This window comes from Nocardiopsis dassonvillei subsp. dassonvillei DSM 43111 (assembly GCF_000092985.1).
In the GTDB taxonomy this organism is placed as follows: Bacteria; Actinomycetota; Actinomycetes; order Streptosporangiales; family Streptosporangiaceae; genus Nocardiopsis; species Nocardiopsis dassonvillei.
In genome coordinates this window covers 3,168,365-3,186,731 of sequence record NC_014210.1, presented here as the reverse complement: position 1 = coordinate 3,186,731, position 18,367 = coordinate 3,168,365, and the positions used below count along the sequence as shown (strand labels likewise).

The window sequence follows — 18,367 nt, the reverse complement described above, 5'->3', positions numbered from 1 at the left end:
GGACATCGTCGTTCGCTCCATCGCCCGGCGTTTCGTCCGTTCGGTGCCGCCTGCCGTCAGACACAGGCGACTTCCGCCCCACCCACCTCGCGGATGAAGAACTCCTCCATAGCCTCGGCGGTCTTGTGCAGGGCCGCGATCTCGGAACGGCACCGTGCGGTGACGTCCGGGTCGGTGTACCTGACGGCTCCGTCGAGAATCCCCCTGTCGTCGTAGCGGATCCTGTAGGTCGCGGCGTCGCCGAGGGTGAGGAGCTCCGGGACCGGACGCTCCCGTTCGAACGGTGCGACCGGCTTGGCGGAGATGACACGGATGTCCTCGCCGCACTGGGCGCGGATCCGCAGGGAGTGCAGTTCCCAGAGAAGGTAGAGGGGGATCGGCTTCTCCACGACTCGTACCCTGCGGATTCGGCACCCCAGTCCGGCGAGACGGTCGAATTCCGTGCGTAGGGAAGCGCGTTCCTCCTCCATCATGCGCAGGGCCTCATCCCTCCTGCCATCGGCGAACGCCAGCCAACTCTCCTCCTCCGGTTGGTCGAACTCCTGCTGCCGTTCGAGCTTCCAGACGTCGGTGTTCCGGAGTGAGCCGAAACGGACGTCGAAGTCCTCGGAGTACTCGTCGAGAGTGAGGCGGTCACCGGGAAGGGCGGCGATGGTGTCAAGCATCGGGAATGTCCGCCTTCGCCGAGATCAGCGTGATCCGAGGGATGACGACGAGCCGTTCGTTGGCGGCGATCGACGCTCCTTCGGGGAGCCGATGGGCGTAGCTCCGGGTCAGGTCACGGCCGATCACCGCGATGTCACCATTGGAGAGTTCCCAGATGTCGGGGCACCCCTTGACGTGGTTGGTGGTGTCCAGTTCCTCCGGAGACCTGCCCAGTCTGCGCACCATGTCCGTGCTGGGGTCCGCCTCCCAGGGGTGTGGCATGTCGAGTCCTTCCATGCACCGTTCGGGGGTGGGTGCGTCCAACGAAAATAACACGGAGGAACATATTTTCTGGGTGACGGTTGTATCGCCCACGGACAAGACCACATCTCCTTGCTGTGTTGCCCGTGTTTTTCTTGAAACGGTCTCACCGTGCTGTGTCGACTGAAGGGCAGGTCGTGGGATGTGTGGTGCCAAGGGTGATGTTTTGCCTTGTGGTGTGGAGGTCGGGATGTTTCATAAATTTTGCTGAGATGGAATGTGTTTTGTCCGCATCCGGCCATGGTGAGGTAGGGAGACAAGGGGCCTTTTGCCCCTGAATTCCCCCGGGCCCGGGCAGGCCACGTGTACGTGTGTGGTGGCGTGAGGCCGGGCCGGTGCCGTAGAGCGGATACCGCCCTCCGCCAGTGCTGAAAGGCCTTGTGGGTGGCCGTTTCCGGTCACCCGGTGGTGCTGACTCCCACCCGTGCGCATCGCTAGAGTTCCTGCTCGATCACCATGAACCCCCAGCGGTGTGAGGAGAGCGGTGCCTGCCGAGCGGATCTGGCTCGACGTCCCGTACGTGGAGAAGGACCTGGCGAAGGCGGAGGGAGCGCGTTGGGATCCCGGCGCACGCCGGTGGTACGCGCCCCGGCCGGGTATCGCCGGGTTGGAGCGCTGGTCGGCTCGCCCAGACGTTCCCGTCCTGTTGCCAGGGGAGGACCGCTCACTCGGCTCGGGACTGTTCGTCGACCTGGTTCCCACCACCTGCTGGTTCACGAACGTGCGCTCGTGCGTGTCGCAGCAGGACTGGGAGCGGTTGCGCCGCATGGTGGTGGACCGTGCGGGGCTGGTGTGCGAGATCTGCGGGGCGACCACCGACCGTGAGGCGCAGCGCTGGCTGGAGGTTCACGAGAGGTGGGTCTTCGACGAGCGGTCCAGGACTCAGACGCTGCGCCGCCTGATCTGTGTCTGCACACCCTGCCACACCGTCACCCACTTCGGCCTCGCACAGGTGAAGGGGATCGCCGACCAGGCGATGGCGCACCTGATCGAGGTGACAGGTGCTTCCGCCGGGGCGGCCCAGCGCCATGTCCAGGAGGCGTTCGCACTCTGGGAACGCCGCTCACAGGTGGTGTGGGAACTGGATCTGAGCATGCTGACGGGGGTGGGGGTCACCGTCCAGCCTCCGCCCGACGCACTGCGCCGTGCGGAGGAGGCCCGGGCCCGACTCCAGCGTCAAGGGCCACCGTGGTGACGCCTGTCGGGGCCGGGTAAGCGCTGGATACGAGTAACGAGGGCGAACCCCCGAGGGTGGGCGTCTGCGTCAATCAGCGGTCGCGGGCATCCGGAAGCTGACCACCGGGACGGTGTCCGTGTCCGCTTCCTCGCCCTGTCCCGGTGACTGTTGTCCGGCGTCCCTGTCGGGGTTCACATGGGCCAGGAGTGCGCCGAAGCCAGCCCAGCCCCCGCCGTCGTGGTCACCGCCACCGGTGAGGTCGTACCAGACGGCCGGAGTCATCGGCGGACCGACCGGGACGGCGCGCACGGGTGCGTCCAGGGCGCGGTCGACTCCCAGGGAAGCGACGGTCTCCACCCCCAGGGCCAGGCCCACCGGTGTCAGCCCGCCCGCCCGGTAGGGGCCCCGGGCCAGGTCCGCGCGGCCTCGGCGGCGGCGCACCTCCATCACGTGCAGTACGCCCCACTCGGTCAGCTCCCGCACGGTCGGTACCAGGGAGGACAGATCCGGTTCGTCCCCCGGTGGGTGGCTCACCGTGAGTGTGACGGTCTCACGGACGCCCTCCCGAGTCCTGCGCACCCGCAGAGTGCCGCAGAAGGCGCGTACGCCCTTGGGACGCACCGAAGGGGGCGGTCCGGCGAACACCAGCGACGAGGGACGGGGAGACCGGTTCCGGCACAGACCCGTGAGGGCGTCGGTGTCCCAGGCCAGGGTGGCGGGTTCGGTGGGACCGAACAGGGAGGGAGCGGCCCCGGCCAGGGCCTCGGTGAGCAGCTCCACCGTCTGGCCCAGGACCAGGTTCGGATCGGCCGGGTGGTCGGCCTTGAGGGTGACCTGGAGTTGGTGGTCGGTCTCCTCCGGGGCCGGTTCGGTTCGCAGCGGGGAGTCGGCCACCGGGGTGCTGGGCGGGTCGGCGGTCAGACCGTAGCGCTCGTCCCAGTGCAGCGGGCGGCCGGAGAATCCGTCGCGGAACCCATTGCCGTCGGCTACCGCCCAGCGGGCCAAGGGCGCGGTCAGCAGGGTCGCCAGCGGTTCGGTGAGGCGCGAACCCGGAGGCGTGACCAGCTGAAGGGCGCGGCCTTGGCGCGCGTGCACGGCCAGGGCGTCGGCCAGCCACACCGAGACCGGAACGACGGGCCGGTCCTCGACCACCACGGCGGCCTCCTCGGTGAGCGCGGCGACCACCGGATGCCCGGTGTCCCGGACGGGCAGCCCGTCGAACCGCGGCAGGTGTTGCTCCGGCTGCCACACCAGCCCGCCGTACCACTCGACCAGGGTGTCGGCGAAGCGGCGCATCGCCTGCCGGGTGGTCGGTTCGGCCAGACCCGCCTCGGTGGTACGGGCATCCACCCACCAGGGCTGCGCGGGGAGGGTGTCGGGGAGCGCGGTGTCCAGGAGCCGTTCGGCCTCGGCCGACACCGCGAGCCGCTGAGCGGCGTGCACCGCCGCGACCAGATGTCCCGCTTCGTCGCGTAGCTGGACGAGCGCGCCGTCGGCGGCCAGGCGCACGCGCAGTGACGGCCCCGCCGCGGCAAGGGCGTGCGTCAGCCCAGGGATGCCCGGGGGGTGCTCCAGGAGGGCGACCAGGGTGCGGCTCACGGGAAAAGCTCCTTGAAGAACGGATGCGGGGCGTGGATAGTCCTACCCGGTGGCTCTGCCCTCGGCTTCCTCGCGCAGTTTCTCGCGGAGCCAGTCGGGGATGTGTTCCTCGTCGCGAGGGAAGTACTTCAGGTCGTTGGTGAAGCCCCAGGCCGTTGGGAAGAGGATATGGGGGTCCTCGTCGTAGTTGTAGCGGACCTTGAACTTACCTGGGCGGGTGATGACGTACTCAAGGGAGAACCAGGTTCCCTTGCCTTCCTTGTACATCCCGGCGCGGAGGTCGTCGAACAGGGTTCCCACTGTAACAGGCGGCCACTTTCGAACACTTTCTCCGCTTGCGAGTTCGATGATGGACAAGCTACTTGAGTGGTCGATCACTGATTCTCTGGAGTAGGTGATCCTTTCCCAACCTTCGGGGGCTTCTTTGAGGATTTCTGTTCCAGCCTCCTTGAGGATCTTCTGCTGTTGGGCGTGGTCCAGGTGCCCTCTTTTGAAGAACTTGCTTACCAATTTATTTTTCTCCTGATCAGGCGAGCGGCGGAAGATTGGGGTATTCAAGAGGCCGCATGGCTACCCCGTTTAGGCTCCAGTGTACGATGATTTTCCTTGGGGGTGGGTATATCGTTCCCCTTGGCCCCTCCACCGATGGCATGTTGGGGTCGTACTCGTTCGTGATCTTGACGTCGATCTTCGGATTGCCAGGGTTGAGGGCGTACGCGGATTCCCAGGATCCGTCGTTGAATCTGGGGTCGGTGAATCCGTGCCAGTCGGTTCCTTGTCTGAAGATTCCGCGCCAGGTGCGTTCTACGTTGTAGAAGGAATCCCTGATGCCCCCGAGGTCCTCTGCGGCACGGTCGTGGAACGCAGTCAAGGTCCGGTTCTGATTGATGTCGTACCTCATGGGGGTCATGTTGAGGTTCTCACCGATCCCGAAGAACTGGGAACCGATGAGATGACCCCCTTGGTATTCGATTTCATCGTACTGTGGTACCTCGCCCGGCTCTGGTGCGCGCCCTTCCGTGGCCAGGAAATCCTGTCGGATTTGTTCGTTCAAGAGCTGGAAGTAGTTTTCCCCGGCGTCGCCGACGGCGTCCTGTCTGGATGCGTTCCGCTCGTTCTCCTGTCGGGTCAGGGTTCCTTCGGCCGAGACGGTCCTGCCGAGCCCGTCGGTACGGAACGTGTACCTGTCATCGACCACGTAGGTCATGTCCGGCCGCGGATTCAGGAACTCGGGATGCTTGGCGCTCCACCCTTCGGAGCCCGCCCGGATCTCCCTGATCGCGCCCTCACCGTCGGTAATGTACTCGGTGGAGCGCTGGCCGTCGGCTTCCAGCAGTGTGTAACGGGTGTTCGGTTCGAGCGTGACGCCTTCGCCGAAGAGTCTCCCGTCCTGGGGAATGAGCTCCTTGACGGCGGGATCGTCGCTCGTCGAGTCGAGGGGCCGATCCTGTAGCGGAGTGCTGGCATCGGGTTCCGGGGAGACACCCGGCACGAGAAGGCTGCCTTCGTCCTCCTCGAGGAGGGAGCCCTCGTCTCCCGAGCCATCCGAGTCCGGCGCGCCTTCGTCGGGGCCGATATCGCCGAGCGGCGGTCCGGAACCGTCGTCGCCTCCGTCTCCAAGCCCGTTTCCGGCATCGGTGGCTGCGGCCCCGTCGCTTTCCCGGGAAGCGAGGAGGTCCCCCTCCGAATGGGCGTCGGAGGAGGCGTCGCTGATCGGGGTGGTCTGGCTCTCAACGCTTGGTACGGAGCCGTCGTCGACCGGGGAGGTCGCCCAGGGATCACGGGAGGTGTCGGCGCCGCTGTCCGAGGTACCGTCGCGCAGGTCCTGGGCGGTCGGGTCGTCGGCGTCTCGCGGTGCAGCGGCCTCGCTCCCCGCCGGGGTGCCCCCGCTGTTCGGAGCCGTCCCGCCCCCATCCGGTGAGGGAGTGTTCCCGCTGGGTCCGGTGGGGGCCTCCGGGGACGGTTCCGGAGTGGGGGAACCTGGAGGTGTCCCTTCAGAGGCCGAAGATCCGCCGGACTGGCTCTCCAGACCGGACAGGGACTCGTGCATCCCGCCGATCGCGTTGCCCGGGTCGGGCTGGCCTTCGGTGGGAGCGCTGGTGGCCATGCCCACGGTGTCGGTGCCGCGGAGCCCGTTACCGGCGCCGTCCACCCCGTGGGTGCTGTGACCGCCGTCAGGAGAGCCGTTACCGTCAGGCCCCGATCCCGACCCGGACCCCAGGTCGGGGCCGTCCAGAAAGACCCTGCCCCAACCCAGGGGAAGGGCCATGAGCGCGACGTTTCCCGCTCCGTTGACGACGGTGTACTCCGGCCTGCCCTCCCACTCGCTCACCGGAACGATGGCGTCGCCGTACGCCTGCCACGCCTCCTTCGCGTTGTGGTACTGCGCGTCCAGGCTCTCCGGCGCGATCCACTCGCCCTGTCCGTCCGAGCCTGCCAGCGCCCAGAAGCTGCCCTTGGCCTCCTCCCAGTTGGTGAGGAGGTTCTGGCCGTGCTCGGTACCGAAGGGATAGGCGAAACGGCCGTCCCGGTACAGCCCGGTGGTGACCCCCAGGCCGACCACCGCACCGACGGCGATGTCGCCCAGGCCCCAGAAGACGTTCTCCAATGCGCCGGGTGGCTCGTCCACCGCGGAACCCCACGGGTTGGCCTGGTCCACGGGGGCCGAGGCCGTCCCGTACACCTGCCAGGTGCGGTCACCGCCGGTGGAGGTCTGGTCGTGGTTGGCCTTGTCGCTGTGGCCGGTGAAGAAGGTGCCGCCGTAGTGCTGGCCGATCGCGTTGGCACAGGCGCGTTCGGCCTCCTGGTACTCGTGGACGGCCGCGGCGACCCGGTTGTTCAGGTCGTTGTTGCGCTCGCGCTCGTCCTCGTCCTCCAGCCACTCCCTGTCCCAGCCCACGTCGGCGCGGAAGGCCTCGGCCTCCGCCTTGAGGCCGGTCAGGCGGGACTTGAGTTCGCGCGCGGTCTCGGCGAAGGTCTCCAGCGCGCTGGCGGCGTCCCTGACGCCGGTCGCGACGGCGGATCCGTCGGAGGAGACCGGGTCCAGGACGCTGAGCAGGGTGTCGGCCTCCGGCGCCACGTAGGCGCCGGTGAGGGAGGCCCAGGTGGAGGTGATGCCCTCACCCGACTCCTCGATGGCCTCGCCGACGGCGCGCAGTCGGCCGACGGCCTCTTCGAGTGCGTCGGGGTCGACGTTGGGGATGGGGACCAGGCCGGGGACGATCCCGCCGTCGCCGGCGGGTGCGCACGACTCTGTGGAGAAGGAGGTGAATTCCATGGGGCCTTCGGGGATGGGGGAGGGCGGAGAGCCGGAGGGGCATCAGGGGAGACGGGGATGGAAAGGGGCACGTTGGCCACGGCGCCTTGCCCGGCGCGCCGGTGGGCCCGGGGAGCATCCGGGCGCGAGGGTCAGTGCGGCTGGATCGCGGGAGGGCCGGGCACCGTTCCGGCGTTGGCCTGGGCATTCTCGGCCATCTCCAGGTTGCCGTTCGCGTAGTGCATCGTGGCCTCGCCCGCGCCCCCGGTGGCGCTCGCGCTCAGGGTGATCATCTCTCCGACGACGCCGAGGAAGTGCGTGCCGAACTCCCCGAGCGCGATGCTGATGGGGATACTCGAAGCCGCGGAGTTCACCTCCTCCAGGCGCGTGCCGAGGTCGGTGTACTCACCGGACAGCCCGGTGGTGCCCTCCTCGTCACCGATGAGACCGGAGACGTTGCGCAGGACTCCGTTGACCTCGGACACCTGGATGTTCCACGCGGACATGTGGGGGCTCTTTCTCCGTCGGGGGCGGTGGAGGGCGATGGCGGACCGCATGTCTGGTGGCCGCGCACTCACCGAGAGTTCCACAGGGGTGGGACGTTTACCCACCTTCTGCGTGGTTTTAGAAGATCAGGTCGATGTGGCGTGGATATGCGCGTATGCGCAGGTGAAGGCGAGGAATGACCAGGGAAGCACGAGGAGGGGTGTGAGCCCCGAGTGGTGCACGTCACTTTCCAGGGTGCGTGGTGGAGGAGCTTCTCCCGGGAGTACGCGCAGGTCACGCGTGTGCGCATCGGCGCTGGGGATATGGCCGGATGCGGTCATCGAGGTCCTGGGCTCCGGGGCCCGAGGGCGGTATCGGCGTCCCATGCCGCCCCGTAGGGCTGAACACACTTGCCAGTGCTTGTTCCAGTCCGAGTCGGAGACCGACCCCCGTGGCGCTCCAGGGAATCGCGGACGGCGATCCCGGCAGACTGTCACGGGGACGGACCTACGCGGGGCGCGGCGCGGTCATGAACCTGACCGTCGACACCGAACGCGCTATGGTCAGCGCCTCCGTCCAGGGTTCACGAGGGCGGCCCTACCGGGTGGTCGTCATCTACCAGACCATCGAGGACCACCGGTGGGGCCGGATCCTGGAGGACCTGGCACAGGATCCCGACGCCACCGCGGACCTGCTCGCCGACGAACTTCCCGGGGACGTCGAGGAGGTGTTCGCCCGCCACGGGGCGCGGCTCTTCCCCGACTCCGCCGACGACCCCGACATCCACTGCACCCGCCCGGACCGGGGCATCCCTGCAAACACGGCGCCGCGGTCATGTACACGTGGGCTTCGGCGCTCGACGACGCCCCGCTGCTGCTCTTCGCGTGGCTGGGAAGGACCGAGGACGAGGGGAACGCAGCCCTGGACGCCTCGGGGAGCGGGAGCGGGCCGGGCGGAGAACTGGGAGTGGAGGTGGCGCCGTTGGTCGATCACGTCGCCGACTTCTGGACCGTGGGGGAGCCCGTGCCTCTGGCCCCGCCCCGTTCCTTCGACCCGCTCGCGCACTGGGAGGGTTCCACCCCGGGCGTCGCCTCCCGGCTTGCGCCCGTGTACGAGCGGATCGGCCGTACGACGGGTTGATCGTGTCGCTCCTGACGGGCGGCCGGGCGTGCCCTCGCGCGGGGCGGCGTTCGCCGTGGTCGATGAACGCGCACAGCGGATGGAGGCCGTAGGTCTTCTTCCAGGTGGGGCCGCCATCTCCTTGACGGAGTGGGCGGTGACGAGGGTGGCGTCCCGGTCTCCCCCTCCGTCCTGCCCGGAGTCACGCCGTCCGGGAAGCCGGGCGGGATCGACGTGGGCCAGCGCGGGTTCGTAGGCCCTTGGTACGGCTCGGTGTGAAGGTGTGCTGCCCGTGGCCGAGGGCAGCCCGGGGAACGAGAGGCGATGGGGAGCGAAGTCAGGAAGTCCTTCTCCGAACGAGGGTGGCGACATGACTTCCCGGATAGAAGCAAGACGTGGGCGGGAACAGTACGCTCACAGGGTCGCCTGGCCACGGCCCCGGTAAGCCAGCGTCCAGTTCGAGGAGTCGATTACGTGCTGATCCGTCTACACGACGCCCTGCGGCTGCGTACCTCGCCGCCGGTATTCTTCGGCGCGGCCGCGGTGGTCATCGTGTTCGTGCTTGTCACCATCATCTTCACCGAGCCGCTGGATGCAGCCGTCACCGTCGCCTCGGACTGGCTGTACGCCAACCTGGGCTGGTTCTACATTCTCGGCCTCACCTTGTTTCTGGTTTTTCTGGTTTATGTTGCCGCCAGCCGATTCGGGCGGGTGAAGCTGGGCCCCGACGACGAAGAGCCCGAGCACTCCGGTCCGGCTTGGTTCGCCATGCTCTTCGCCGCTGGCATCGGTAGCATCCTGATGTTCTGGGGCGTGGCCGAACCCATCAGTCATTTCGGTGATCCGCCGCGGGGTCCATCCCTGGGCGTGGAGCCGGAGACAGCAGCTGCTGCCGCGGACGCGATGAACTTCACGCTCTATCATTTCACCCTGCACACCTGGGCGATCTTCACCCTCCCAGCGCTGTGCTTCGCCTACTTCATCCACAAGCGGAACCTGCCTCCGCGTGTCAGCTCAATCTTCCAGCCGATTCTCGGTGAGGGGATCCACGGGCCGATCGGTAAGTTCATCGACATCGTCGCCATCGTCGGCACGGTCTTTGGCGTCGCGGTCTCTCTCGGACTGGGTGCTCTGCAGATCAACAGCGGAGTCAACCGTGTGCTCGGCATCCCGGAGAACGCCGTGTGGCAACTGGTCATCATCGGCGTCGTCGGCGGGGCCGCGATGATCTCCGTCGCGTTGGGCCTGGACCGCGGCATCAAACGCCTGTCCAATATAAACATTTGGATGGCCGTGGGTCTGCTGGTGTTCATCCTGCTGACGGGTTCCACTCTCTTCGTGCTCCAGGGCACCATCGAAGCGCTGGGCCGTTACATAGTGAATCTGCCGGAACTGGCCTTGTGGAACGACACCTTCGCCGACACCGGTTGGCAGTCCAACTGGACAGTGTTCTATTGGGCCTGGACGATCAGCTGGTCACCGTTCGTGGGCATCTTCATCGCCCGGATCTCCAAAGGCCGCACCATCCGTCAGTTCATCACCGGAGTACTCCTCATTCCGTCCGGTTTCTCGGTGCTGTGGTTCGGCATCTTCGGGTTCTCCGCTTTCGACATCGAGCTCAACGGTGAGGGCGGCCTGGTCGAAAGTGTCGTGGAGCAGCAGGACATCCCCGGGGCGCTGTTCACGTTCTTGGAGCACTACCCCGCCACCCCCTTCACCTCGGTGCTCGCCATCATCCTGGTGGTGGTCTTCTTCATCACCTCGGTGGATTCCGCGGCGCTGGTGACCGACACGATGGCCAACGGCCATGAGGACTTCAACCCGTTGGGGCAGCGCATCTTCTGGGCCGTCGCCATCGCCGTGGTAACCGCCACTCTGCTGGTGTTCTCCGGAACCGGCGGTTTGGGAGCGCTCGAGAAGATCGTCGTCCTCGTCGGCCTGCCGTTCTTCGTGATGGGATACTTCCAGATGTACGCGGTGTATCGAGCTCTTCGGGAAGACGCCGGAGAGCTGCCGGCGATGCGGACACGCAGGTGGAAGAAGGTCCTGCCCCCGGAAGAGTACGAACGCCGCCAGGACGAGGATGAACACGACGTCTCAGAAGTCGTCGTTCAGCCCGAAGCCATCGACGAACGGCCCGTGATGCGTGACCCCTACGTCGACCGGGGCCGGGCGGCCGGAGCCCCCGGCACACTCTCGGCACGGACCGGTTCGACAAGGCGCCCCGGCCAGCAGCTGAACCGACCGGATCGGCCACCGCAGGCCGGAGGCCAGGACCGGAAGGACTCTGATTGAGAGCGTCCGGCGGTAAGGGCGCTGCGGTGGCCGAGCACATGCGTACCGGTTTGGTGGACGACGAGTCGGCTGGGAATGCTGGAGAGTTGATGGCCGAATGCGCCGCCCTACTGGATGAGACCGGCGAGTGAGAGAGGTCGCGGTACCGGCTTGTGCATGCACCACCCTCGTCGGTCCCCGTTCCGGCCACATGGGCCAGGATGACCATCGCCACCAGTGGGGCGCCGAGGCCAGGCTTCGTGTTCTGCGGGCATCTTCGGTGTGGTCATGGCGTCACCGTAGACCCACCATGCCCCTGGGGCACAGCTTATTGCGTATTACGCAATAAGGTGCCCCGGTCCGCTGCCCGCCGCGCAATAACGTGCCGGGCTCCGTCCCTACGAGCCGGGCATCTCTGGGTGTCGCCGCGAACGGGCCCGGCGCTGGCGCCTCTGCGCCAGGATGGGCGCATGGTCAAACAGAGGTTCGACAACCACGGCGGTCCGGCCGCGCCGTCGTTGAGCGCGCACGTACTCCTCCTCGACGGCGGCAGGGTGCTGATGGTGCGTCGTGCCCCCGGCAACGCCTACGCCCCGGGGATGTGGCACGCCAGCGTGGCCGGGAAGGTCGACGCGGGGGAGGACGTCGTCGCCGCGGCGGTGCGTGAGTGCGAGGAGGAGCTCGGCGTTCGGGTCCGCCCCTCGGAGCTGGAGTTCGCGCACGTGGTCCACAGCCACGAGGACGCCGGCTGGGTGCACTTCTTCTTCGTGTGCGGGAGCTGGGACGGCGCCGTCACCAACCGCGAACCCCGCAAGCACGCCGAACTCGCGTGGTTCCCCGCCCACCAGCTCCCCCGGGACACGGTCGGCTACTGCGCACAGGCCGTCGCGCACTTCCTGCTCGGCGACCCCTTCTCCCAGCACCGGACCCCCACGCCCTTCCCCGCCCGGCACCCGGACCGGGCGGGCAGGACCGTCGGGCACACTGGCGTGGTGACCACCCCAGGGGAGGACGAGTGAACGAGGCCGCGATCCGCGTCTACGGGGCCGACTGGTGCCGGGACTGCCGACGCACCAAGAAGCAGCTGACCGAGCTGGCGGTGCCCTTCGAGTACGTCGACGTCGAGCACGACCCGGCGGCCACGGAACGGGCCCGGGAGATCTCGGGGCGCACGAACATCCCTGTGGTCGTCTACCCGGACGGGTCCCACCACGTCGAACCGGACGACGCGCGGGTCGAGGCCAAGCTCCGCGAGCTGTCGCTGATCTGACGGCGGTGCCGCCCGCGCACGTGCGCGCATCGTGTGCGCCCCGGTCCGCCTCCGGCCCTGTCCGCGCCTGGTGCGCGTTCGGGGCGCCCGGGACGGGCCTCCCCGAACGCGCCCGGCCTCAGGCGGCCTCCTCCAGTCCGCACCACTGCGCGATGAACAGGGCGATGGACTTGGTGATCCGCCGCACGGACTCCACGTCCACGCGCTCGTCGTACCCGTGGATGGCCTCCGAGACCGGCCCGTAGACCAGCGCGGGGATCCCCTGGTACAGGGCGTACACGCGGCCGTCGAGGTAGCCGGGGGTGGTGAAGGTCCGCAGTTCGTCCTTGAAGACGGTCCGGTGGGCCTGGCGCAGCACGTTCTCGGCCTCCGTGCCCTCGGGCAGGACGTAGCCCTCGGCGTAGAAGCCGGTCCGCTCGCCCACGGCCTCGATGGGGTTGCCCGCGTCGTCGGTGGTGGTCTCCCGCAGCACCCCCTGGATCTGCTCCCAGGCGTCGTCGGCGCTCACCCCCGGGTAGATCGCCGCCCGGACCTGGAGCTCGCACCAGGCGGGGACGCTCGACGGCCAGTCGCCGCCGCTGATGCCGCCGAGGTTGAAGTTGATGGGGTGGTCCAGGTCCTCGAAGTGGGGGTGGCTGCCCCTCTCGTCGTTCCAGCGCTGTTCGAGGACGCGCAGCCGCCCCATCACGTGGTGCGCCGCGTCGATCGCGTTGAACCCCGACGCCATCTCCCTGGGGTGCGTGGGGTGCCCCGCGACCCGCACGGTGAACCAGATGACGCCGACGTTGGCGCGGACCAGCATGTCCTCCTCGGGCTCGGGGATCAGGACGGCGTCGGCGGTGTACCCGCGCTGGACCGTCGCCAGCGCGCCGTTGCCGGTGCACTCCTCCTCCGCCACGGACTGGAAGTGGATGCGCCCGGCGGGGGCGAACCCGGCCGCGCGCACGGCGTCGTAAGCGAACAGGTTGGCCGCCAGCCCCGCCTTCATGTCGCCGCTGCCCCGGCCGTGCAGCCAGCCGTCGATGACGGGGGCGTCCCACGGGGAGCGGGACCACTCCCCGAGGGGGCCCTCGGGGACCACGTCGATGTGGCCGTTGAGGATCAGCGAGCGGCCCCCGCCCTGAGCCGGGGTGTAGGTGCCCACCACGTTCTCCACGCCCTCGTAGGAGACCGTGATCTTCCCCGCGCCGGGGTGGGCGGAGATCTCCTCCGGGTCGAGTTCCCACCGGTCCACGGCCAGCCCCCGCCGCTCCATGGCCTCGTGCATCAGGTCCTGCGCCGAGGACTCCCGGGTGCGCAGGGAGGGATGGCGCACGAGTTCCCGGGTGAAGTCCAGCTGGGCGTCGAAGGCGTCGTCGACCGCCGCCTCGATGCGTGCGACGACGTCGGGTGTGAGGTTCATGGGGTTCTCCTCCTGCGGGGCTGTGGTCGGTGCGGGCGGGCGGTTCACGCCGCGGCCCGGGTGTCGGCGGCGGCGCGGGTGTCCGCGGCCCTGATCCGCTCACCGGCCAGGCCGCCGACCGCGGTGACGGCGCAGATGCCGATGAGGACCAGCACCGCGGGCCAGGACGCGCCGTCGTCCACGGCCAGGAGCGCGGTGGCGATGAGCGGGAGGAACCCGCTGAGGGTTCCGGCGAGGTTGTAGCCCAGGGACACCCCGCTGTAGCGCAGCCGGGGCGGGAAGAGGTCGGCCAGCAGGGTGCCGGTGACGGCGTAGGCCAGGGTGATGAGGCAGATCCCGATGGTCACCGCGGCGGTGATCGCCCACGGGTCGGCGGTGTCGATGAGCCGGAACAGGGGGAACGCGGCCGCGGCGGTGGCCAGGGCGCCGATCACCGTCATCCGGCCGGGGCCGAAGCGCTCGGCCGCGCGCCCGGCGACCAGGGTCGTGGCGATCTGGAAGACGGCGGCGACGAGCGTGGCGTTCACGACCGCCTGGCGGTCGACCTCCAGCACCGTGGAGGCGTAGGAGACCACGAAGGTCGTCATCACGTAGAAGCCGCCGACCCCCAGCAGCGCCGCGGCCACCGCCACGAGCAGGCGGCCCCCGGCCTCGCGGAACAGCGCCAGGGCGGGCACCTTGGCGCGGTCCTCCATCTGCACCAGCTCCTGGAAGACGGGGGACTCCTCCACCTTGAAGCGGATGTAGAGGGCGATGCCCAGCAGCGGGAACGCGGCCAGGAACGGCAGGCGCCACCCCCAGGCGTCGAAGTCGGCCGCGGGCAGCGTCAGCACCGCGGCGAAGGCGGCCGAGGAGATGAGCGTGCCGACCGGGGAGCCGATCTGGACCAGGGCGGCGTAGCGGGCGCGCTGGCGCTCGGGGGCGTGCTCGATGGCGATGGTGATGGCGCCGCCCCATTCGCCGCCCACGGCCAGGCCCTGGAGGAGCCGCAGGACCGCGAGCAGGATCGGCGCGGCGATCCCGATGGCCATGTAGTCGGGGATCACGCCGATGAGCCCGGTCGCGCAGCCGATCATGACGATGGTCATCAGCAGTGCGGGGCGCCGTCCGTAGCGGTCCCCGATGGTGCCGAAGATCAGGGATCCGATGGGCCTGGCGGCGAAGCCCACGCCGAAGGTCGCCAGCGCCGCCATGAGGCCCGCGCCCGGGTCGAGTTCGGTGAAGAACAGGCGGTTGAAGACCAGAGCGGCGGCCGTGCCGAACAGGAAGTAGTCGTACCACTCCAGGGCTGTTCCGACGAAGGCCGCGAAGGCGATGCGCCTGGCGTCGGCCGCGTTGACCTTCGGCGCTCTCGCGCCGGCCGGGGCCGGGTCGGGCTGTGGCATGTGATCCTCCGGGAGATGTGCACCGGTCGGACGGGACGTAGGCGACCAGGTGTGATGCCGATCATCGTCTTGGAAAAAGCGCACTCCCACAAGCGCATAACCCAACGAGAACGCCGCCTAGAATGTGCACATGCACAAAACAGCGCCGTCGGACGTCATCCCCCGAGCCGCACAGGCGTGCCTGGAGGAGCTGGAGACCGTCGCCTGGACCTACGTGCGCAGGGTCCGCGAGCTGACCGGGTACGCCGAGACCGTCATCGACGACGCCGAGCTGTACGGCACGGCCCGGGCCACGCTCGAACTCCTCCTGGAACTCCTGCGGGGACGGGACCGCCACGGCGAGCTGCGCGCCCACTCGATCGAGGTCGGACGCTCCCGCGCCCGCCGCGGCATCCCCCTGGAGTCGCTGCTGCGGGCCGTGCGCATGGACTTCCGCTTCCTCTGGGAGGCGATGCGCGCCCACGTCGCCGAGGCCGACTTCCGCGACTTCTCCGAGGAGGTCATCTCCATCTGGGAGGCGGTGGAGGTGCACACCACCCACGTGCAGACCGGCTACACCGACGAGATCGCCCGGATGCGCGCGGAACTGGAGCTGGAGCACGCCTTCCTCCTGCGGCACCTGCTGAGCGGTTCCGGCGGGGACCCGCGCCTGAACGAGCAGGCGGCGCGGGCGCTGGGCCTGCGCCCCGACGGCGTCCACCTCGTCCTGGTGGCCAACGGCAACCACGCCCGCGACTTCCGGGGCTGGGTCGGCCAGACGTTTCCCCGGGCCGTCCTGCTCCGCCTGGACGGGGTGGAGTTCGCCATCGTCCCCGCGGGGGACGCCGCGGGGGCCGCCCGGGAGACGCTGCTGGGCAAACCCGTCGGGATCTCCCCGAGCGCCCACGGCATCGGGGAGATAGCCCCCATGTGGCGGCTCGCCCGCGAGCTGGCGGAGTGGGCGCGGCCCGGCGCGGCGGCCACGGTCGAGGGCCACTGGACCCGGCTGGCGGGCGCGCGCCTGGGCCCGGCCGCCGGGGCCTTCGCCCGCGACGTGCGGGAGGCGCTCGGCGGGTTCACCGAACGCGAGGTCGATCTGCAGGTCGAGACGGTCGAGGCCTACTACCGGACCGGTTCGGTGACCGAGGTCGCGCAGGCGATGTTCTGCCACCGCAACACGGTGATCAACCGCCTGCGCCGCTTCGCCGAGGCCACCGGGCTCGACGTCACCAGGCCGGTCGACGCGTCCGCGGCCCATCTCGCCCTGACCGTCCTGCGCTAGGGCCTCGGCCGCTCACCCCTGCGGTCTTCCGGGGGGCTTGCCCGCGCGGTTCGAGGACCCCGGGGCGTCCCGAGCCGGAACCGGCCCCGATCCGGGAGCCGGAGCGCGATGAGTTCCGCCGCCGCACCTGGTCCGTATCCACGACGGGATCATCGACCGCACGCGAGGTGAGCATCATGGCCGCCGTCTACACCTGGGACGTCTTCTCCACCCTGGACGGCTACGGCTCCTACGGCCCCGACGGGGACTGGGGCGGCTACTGGGGCAAGCAGGGCCCGGAGTTCCTCGACAACCGCATCGCCGTGCTCGGCGAGGAGCAGCGGATGGTCCTGGGAGCCGCCACCTTCCGGCAGTTCATGGAGCTGCTGGGCCCGATCCCCGACGCCGACATCGACCCCGTCAACTCCCGGATGCGCGCGATGCCCACCACGGTCGTGTCGACGACGCTCTCGGGACCCTTCGCGTGGCCGGACGCGACCGTCGTGGGCGGCGACGCCGTCGACGTCGTCGCCCGGCTCAAGGAGGAGTCCGGGGTACCGTTGCGCTCGCACGGCAGCCTGTCGCTGAACCGGGCCCTGATGGCCGCCGGGCTCGTCGACCGCGTCCAGGTGACGGTCTTCCCGGTGATCAGCGGGCGGACCGGGACCGACCGGATCTTCGAGGGCGCGGCGGACTTCGACCTCGACCTGGTCACGAGCCGTACGTTCGACGGGCGTATCCAGGAGCTGGTCTACAGGCTCGCCCTCCACCGCTGAGCAACGGCCCGCCGCCCGCGACGGGTCCGGAGCCCCGCCCGTCCCCGTCTCCTCGCCCGGTTCACCGGGCCGGTTCGTTCCCCATGGCCTGTGTGCCCACGACGCCCAGCAGTGCGAGCTTCTCGGCGGTGTCGGTCCGCGGGCCGGGGGCCTACCTCGCGCCGTCCGCGAGCCGGTACTGCAGCGCGCCGGAGGGGCAGCGCCGGATCACCTCGGCCAGGCGGTCGGCGGCGGCGCCGTCCGGCTGGATCCACGGGCGCCGCCGGGTGTCGAACACCTCGGGCAGGCCGTTGACGCACACGGCGGCGTGCTGACAGCGCTCCGCCTCGAAGGTGACCGTGATCGACTCACCCTCGTACGCCTTCTTGCCGTGTCCGCCGCTCACTGCGGTCCCCTTCGCCCAGGCTTCACAGCCGCCCAATCTAGATGATGTATCAACTAGGTTGGGTATGCTATCCGCTCCAAGGGCATATGTCGAGAACGCGCGAACCCGCGACGGGCGGGCCCCTGCGCGGCTCCGCGCACCCTTCCCCGTCGCCGTGTCGACCACAGAACCCCGGGCCCGCGCTACCGTCGTCGACGCGACGGGGCGGAACCGCCGTCCGGGGCCGCCGGCCACCCGCGCGAACCGGAGCCGAAGGAGCCGACCGATGCTCAGCAGCGAGCTCGCCGAACTGGCGGGCGTCACCGTACGCACGTTGCGCCACTACCACCAGATCGGGCTGCTGCCCGAGCCGCCCCGCTCGGCCGGGGGCTACCGGCGCTACGACGTGGGCCACCTCGTCCGGCTCCTGCGCATCACGAGGATGACCGCCCTCGGTGTACCGCTGTCCGAGCTGCCCGCGCTACTGGACGATCCGGCGGCCGCGGAGGAACTGCTCGACGAGCTCGACCGCCGGGCCGCCGCCGAGGTCGAACGGCTCCTCGCCCGCCGCGCCAGCATCGCCGCGCTGCGCCGCAGCGGCGCCCCGCCCGACCTGCCGCCTGAGCTCTCGGAGCTGCGTTCCGCCCCCGACCCGGACATGCCCGAGGACATGGCCCGCTACGAGCACGAACAGCTCGTCCTGGTCGGACATCTGCTCGGCGGGGACGGCCCGGCGGGACTCGCCGCCCTGCTCGGCGAGGTGGACGACGGCACGGCCGCGCTCGCACCGCTGACGGAACGCTTCTACGCCCTGGGTCCCGACACCCCGGAGGAGGAGGTGGCGGCACTGACCGACGATCTGGTCGCGCGCCTCGAACCGGTGGTGGCGCGCCTGGCCGGCCTGTTCCCGTCCGACGCGCGGGCCTCGACCCTGATGGACGAACTGAACGGACGGACCCTGCGACCCGTGCAGCACCGCGTCCTGCGCCGGGTCCAGCGGCGGCTGGCCCTGTCGGACGGGGTCTGACCGGGCTCCGGAGCGCTTGGCCGACG

General features: G+C 69.4%; 17 protein-coding genes. 8 read left to right on the top strand and 9 right to left on the bottom strand.

All coding sequences use genetic code 11. The features are described 5' to 3' along the window. Nucleotides 1-56 precede the first annotated feature (56 nt). Both NDAS_RS13215 and NDAS_RS13210 read right to left on the bottom strand, forming a co-directional pair. Nucleotides 57-665, bottom strand: a complete 609-nt coding sequence (locus NDAS_RS13215) for a DUF6879 family protein (protein WP_013153698.1) — start codon at nucleotides 663-665, stop codon at nucleotides 57-59. Continuing rightward, nucleotides 658-927, bottom strand: coding sequence for a hypothetical protein (locus NDAS_RS13210; protein ID WP_041552754.1), 270 nt, complete (start codon nucleotides 925-927; stop codon nucleotides 658-660). Before NDAS_RS13210 ends, NDAS_RS13215 begins: the two co-directional genes overlap by 8 nt. Before the next feature lie 523 nt (nucleotides 928-1,450). Here NDAS_RS13210 and NDAS_RS13205 point away from each other — a divergent pair. Then, nucleotides 1,451-2,161 carry a DUF5710 domain-containing protein gene (locus tag NDAS_RS13205; protein WP_013153696.1) on the top strand — a complete coding sequence of 237 codons (711 nt, stop codon included), beginning with the start codon at nucleotides 1,451-1,453 and terminating at the stop codon, nucleotides 2,159-2,161. Between the two features lie 69 nt (nucleotides 2,162-2,230). On the opposite strand, the gene NDAS_RS13200 is transcribed toward NDAS_RS13205, so the two are convergent. The 4 genes from NDAS_RS13200 to NDAS_RS13185 form a co-directional block, all read right to left on the bottom strand. After that, a complete protein-coding gene (locus tag NDAS_RS13200; RefSeq protein WP_013153695.1) occupies nucleotides 2,231-3,742 on the bottom strand; it encodes a DUF6177 family protein in 1,512 nt (503 codons plus the stop codon). A gap of 42 nt (nucleotides 3,743-3,784) precedes the next feature. Beyond that, on the bottom strand, nucleotides 3,785-4,252 hold the full coding sequence (locus NDAS_RS28905) for an immunity protein YezG family protein (protein WP_013153694.1): 468 nt from the start codon (nucleotides 4,250-4,252) through the stop codon (nucleotides 3,785-3,787). A 16-nt stretch (nucleotides 4,253-4,268) separates the two neighbouring features. Then, on the bottom strand, nucleotides 4,269-7,019 hold the full coding sequence (locus tag NDAS_RS13190; protein ID WP_013153693.1) for a DNA/RNA non-specific endonuclease: 2,751 nt from the start codon (nucleotides 7,017-7,019) through the stop codon (nucleotides 4,269-4,271). 131 nt (nucleotides 7,020-7,150) lie between these two features. Further along, nucleotides 7,151-7,504: a DUF6507 family protein gene (locus NDAS_RS13185; RefSeq protein WP_013153692.1), complete on the bottom strand. Its 354-nt coding sequence runs from the start codon at nucleotides 7,502-7,504 to the stop codon at nucleotides 7,151-7,153. An 814-nt stretch (nucleotides 7,505-8,318) separates the two neighbouring features. On the opposite strand from NDAS_RS13185, the gene NDAS_RS28900 reads away from it, so the two are divergent. From NDAS_RS28900 to NDAS_RS13160, 4 genes are all read left to right on the top strand, one after another. Further along, entirely contained in the window at nucleotides 8,319-8,624 is a 306-nt protein-coding gene (locus NDAS_RS28900) for a hypothetical protein (protein WP_041552752.1), read from the top strand. A 453-nt stretch (nucleotides 8,625-9,077) separates the two neighbouring features. After that, nucleotides 9,078-10,898 (top strand): BCCT family transporter, encoded by a 1,821-nt coding sequence (locus tag NDAS_RS13170; protein WP_013153691.1) that lies wholly within the window; start codon nucleotides 9,078-9,080, stop codon nucleotides 10,896-10,898. A 449-nt stretch (nucleotides 10,899-11,347) separates the two neighbouring features. Continuing rightward, a complete protein-coding gene (locus NDAS_RS13165; protein WP_013153690.1) occupies nucleotides 11,348-11,896 on the top strand; it encodes an NUDIX domain-containing protein in 549 nt (182 codons plus the stop codon). After that, nucleotides 11,893-12,147 carry a glutaredoxin family protein gene (locus NDAS_RS13160; protein ID WP_013153689.1) on the top strand — a complete coding sequence of 85 codons (255 nt, stop codon included), beginning with the start codon at nucleotides 11,893-11,895 and terminating at the stop codon, nucleotides 12,145-12,147. The genes NDAS_RS13165 and NDAS_RS13160 overlap by 4 nt, the downstream gene beginning before the upstream one ends. Before the next feature lie 118 nt (nucleotides 12,148-12,265). Here the strand turns inward: NDAS_RS13160 and NDAS_RS13155 are convergent, their stop codons facing one another. Beyond that, nucleotides 12,266-13,549: an ArgE/DapE family deacylase gene (locus tag NDAS_RS13155; RefSeq protein ID WP_013153688.1), complete on the bottom strand. Its 1,284-nt coding sequence runs from the start codon at nucleotides 13,547-13,549 to the stop codon at nucleotides 12,266-12,268. 44 nt (nucleotides 13,550-13,593) lie between these two features. Further along, nucleotides 13,594-14,934, bottom strand: a complete 1,341-nt coding sequence (locus NDAS_RS13150) for an MFS transporter (protein WP_013153687.1) — start codon at nucleotides 14,932-14,934, stop codon at nucleotides 13,594-13,596. A 130-nt stretch (nucleotides 14,935-15,064) separates the two neighbouring features. On the opposite strand from NDAS_RS13150, the gene NDAS_RS13145 reads away from it, so the two are divergent. Together NDAS_RS13145 and NDAS_RS13140 are read left to right on the top strand one after the other, a co-directional pair. Continuing rightward, nucleotides 15,065-16,195 carry a PucR family transcriptional regulator gene (locus NDAS_RS13145; protein WP_013153686.1) on the top strand — a complete coding sequence of 377 codons (1,131 nt, stop codon included), beginning with the start codon at nucleotides 15,065-15,067 and terminating at the stop codon, nucleotides 16,193-16,195. 176 nt (nucleotides 16,196-16,371) lie between these two features. Further along, the gene (locus NDAS_RS13140) at nucleotides 16,372-16,950 is read left to right on the top strand and encodes a dihydrofolate reductase family protein (RefSeq protein WP_013153685.1); all 579 of its coding nucleotides are present in this window, start codon (nucleotides 16,372-16,374) and stop codon (nucleotides 16,948-16,950) included. Between the two features lie 151 nt (nucleotides 16,951-17,101). Here NDAS_RS13140 and NDAS_RS13135 read toward each other — a convergent pair whose 3' ends face one another. Further along, complete coding sequence (locus NDAS_RS13135; protein WP_013153684.1) at nucleotides 17,102-17,335, bottom strand: (4Fe-4S)-binding protein; 234 nt, start codon at nucleotides 17,333-17,335, stop codon at nucleotides 17,102-17,104. A 265-nt stretch (nucleotides 17,336-17,600) separates the two neighbouring features. Between NDAS_RS13135 and NDAS_RS13130 the strand changes: the two genes are divergently transcribed. Then, nucleotides 17,601-18,341: a MerR family transcriptional regulator gene (locus tag NDAS_RS13130; protein ID WP_013153683.1), complete on the top strand. Its 741-nt coding sequence runs from the start codon at nucleotides 17,601-17,603 to the stop codon at nucleotides 18,339-18,341. Nucleotides 18,342-18,367: the final 26 nt, after the last annotated feature.

Coding starts and splice junctions, on each gene's coding strand:
- NDAS_RS13210 (WP_041552754.1), bottom strand. CDS start 927: ATGCCACACCCCTGGGAGGCGGACCCCAGCACGGACATGGTGCGCAGA.
- NDAS_RS13185 (WP_013153692.1), bottom strand. CDS start 7,504: ATGTCCGCGTGGAACATCCAGGTGTCCGAGGTCAACGGAGTCCTGCGC.
- NDAS_RS13145 (WP_013153686.1), top strand. CDS start 15,065: ATGCACAAAACAGCGCCGTCGGACGTCATCCCCCGAGCCGCACAGGCG.
- NDAS_RS28900 (WP_041552752.1), top strand. CDS start 8,319: ATGTACACGTGGGCTTCGGCGCTCGACGACGCCCCGCTGCTGCTCTTC.
- NDAS_RS13165 (WP_013153690.1), top strand. CDS start 11,348: ATGGTCAAACAGAGGTTCGACAACCACGGCGGTCCGGCCGCGCCGTCG.
- NDAS_RS13140 (WP_013153685.1), top strand. CDS start 16,372: ATGGCCGCCGTCTACACCTGGGACGTCTTCTCCACCCTGGACGGCTAC.
- NDAS_RS13190 (WP_013153693.1), bottom strand. CDS start 7,019: ATGGAATTCACCTCCTTCTCCACAGAGTCGTGCGCACCCGCCGGCGAC.
- NDAS_RS13130 (WP_013153683.1), top strand. CDS start 17,601: ATGCTCAGCAGCGAGCTCGCCGAACTGGCGGGCGTCACCGTACGCACG.
- NDAS_RS13215 (WP_013153698.1), bottom strand. CDS start 665: ATGCTTGACACCATCGCCGCCCTTCCCGGTGACCGCCTCACTCTCGAC.
- NDAS_RS13155 (WP_013153688.1), bottom strand. CDS start 13,549: ATGAACCTCACACCCGACGTCGTCGCACGCATCGAGGCGGCGGTCGAC.
- NDAS_RS13150 (WP_013153687.1), bottom strand. CDS start 14,934: ATGCCACAGCCCGACCCGGCCCCGGCCGGCGCGAGAGCGCCGAAGGTC.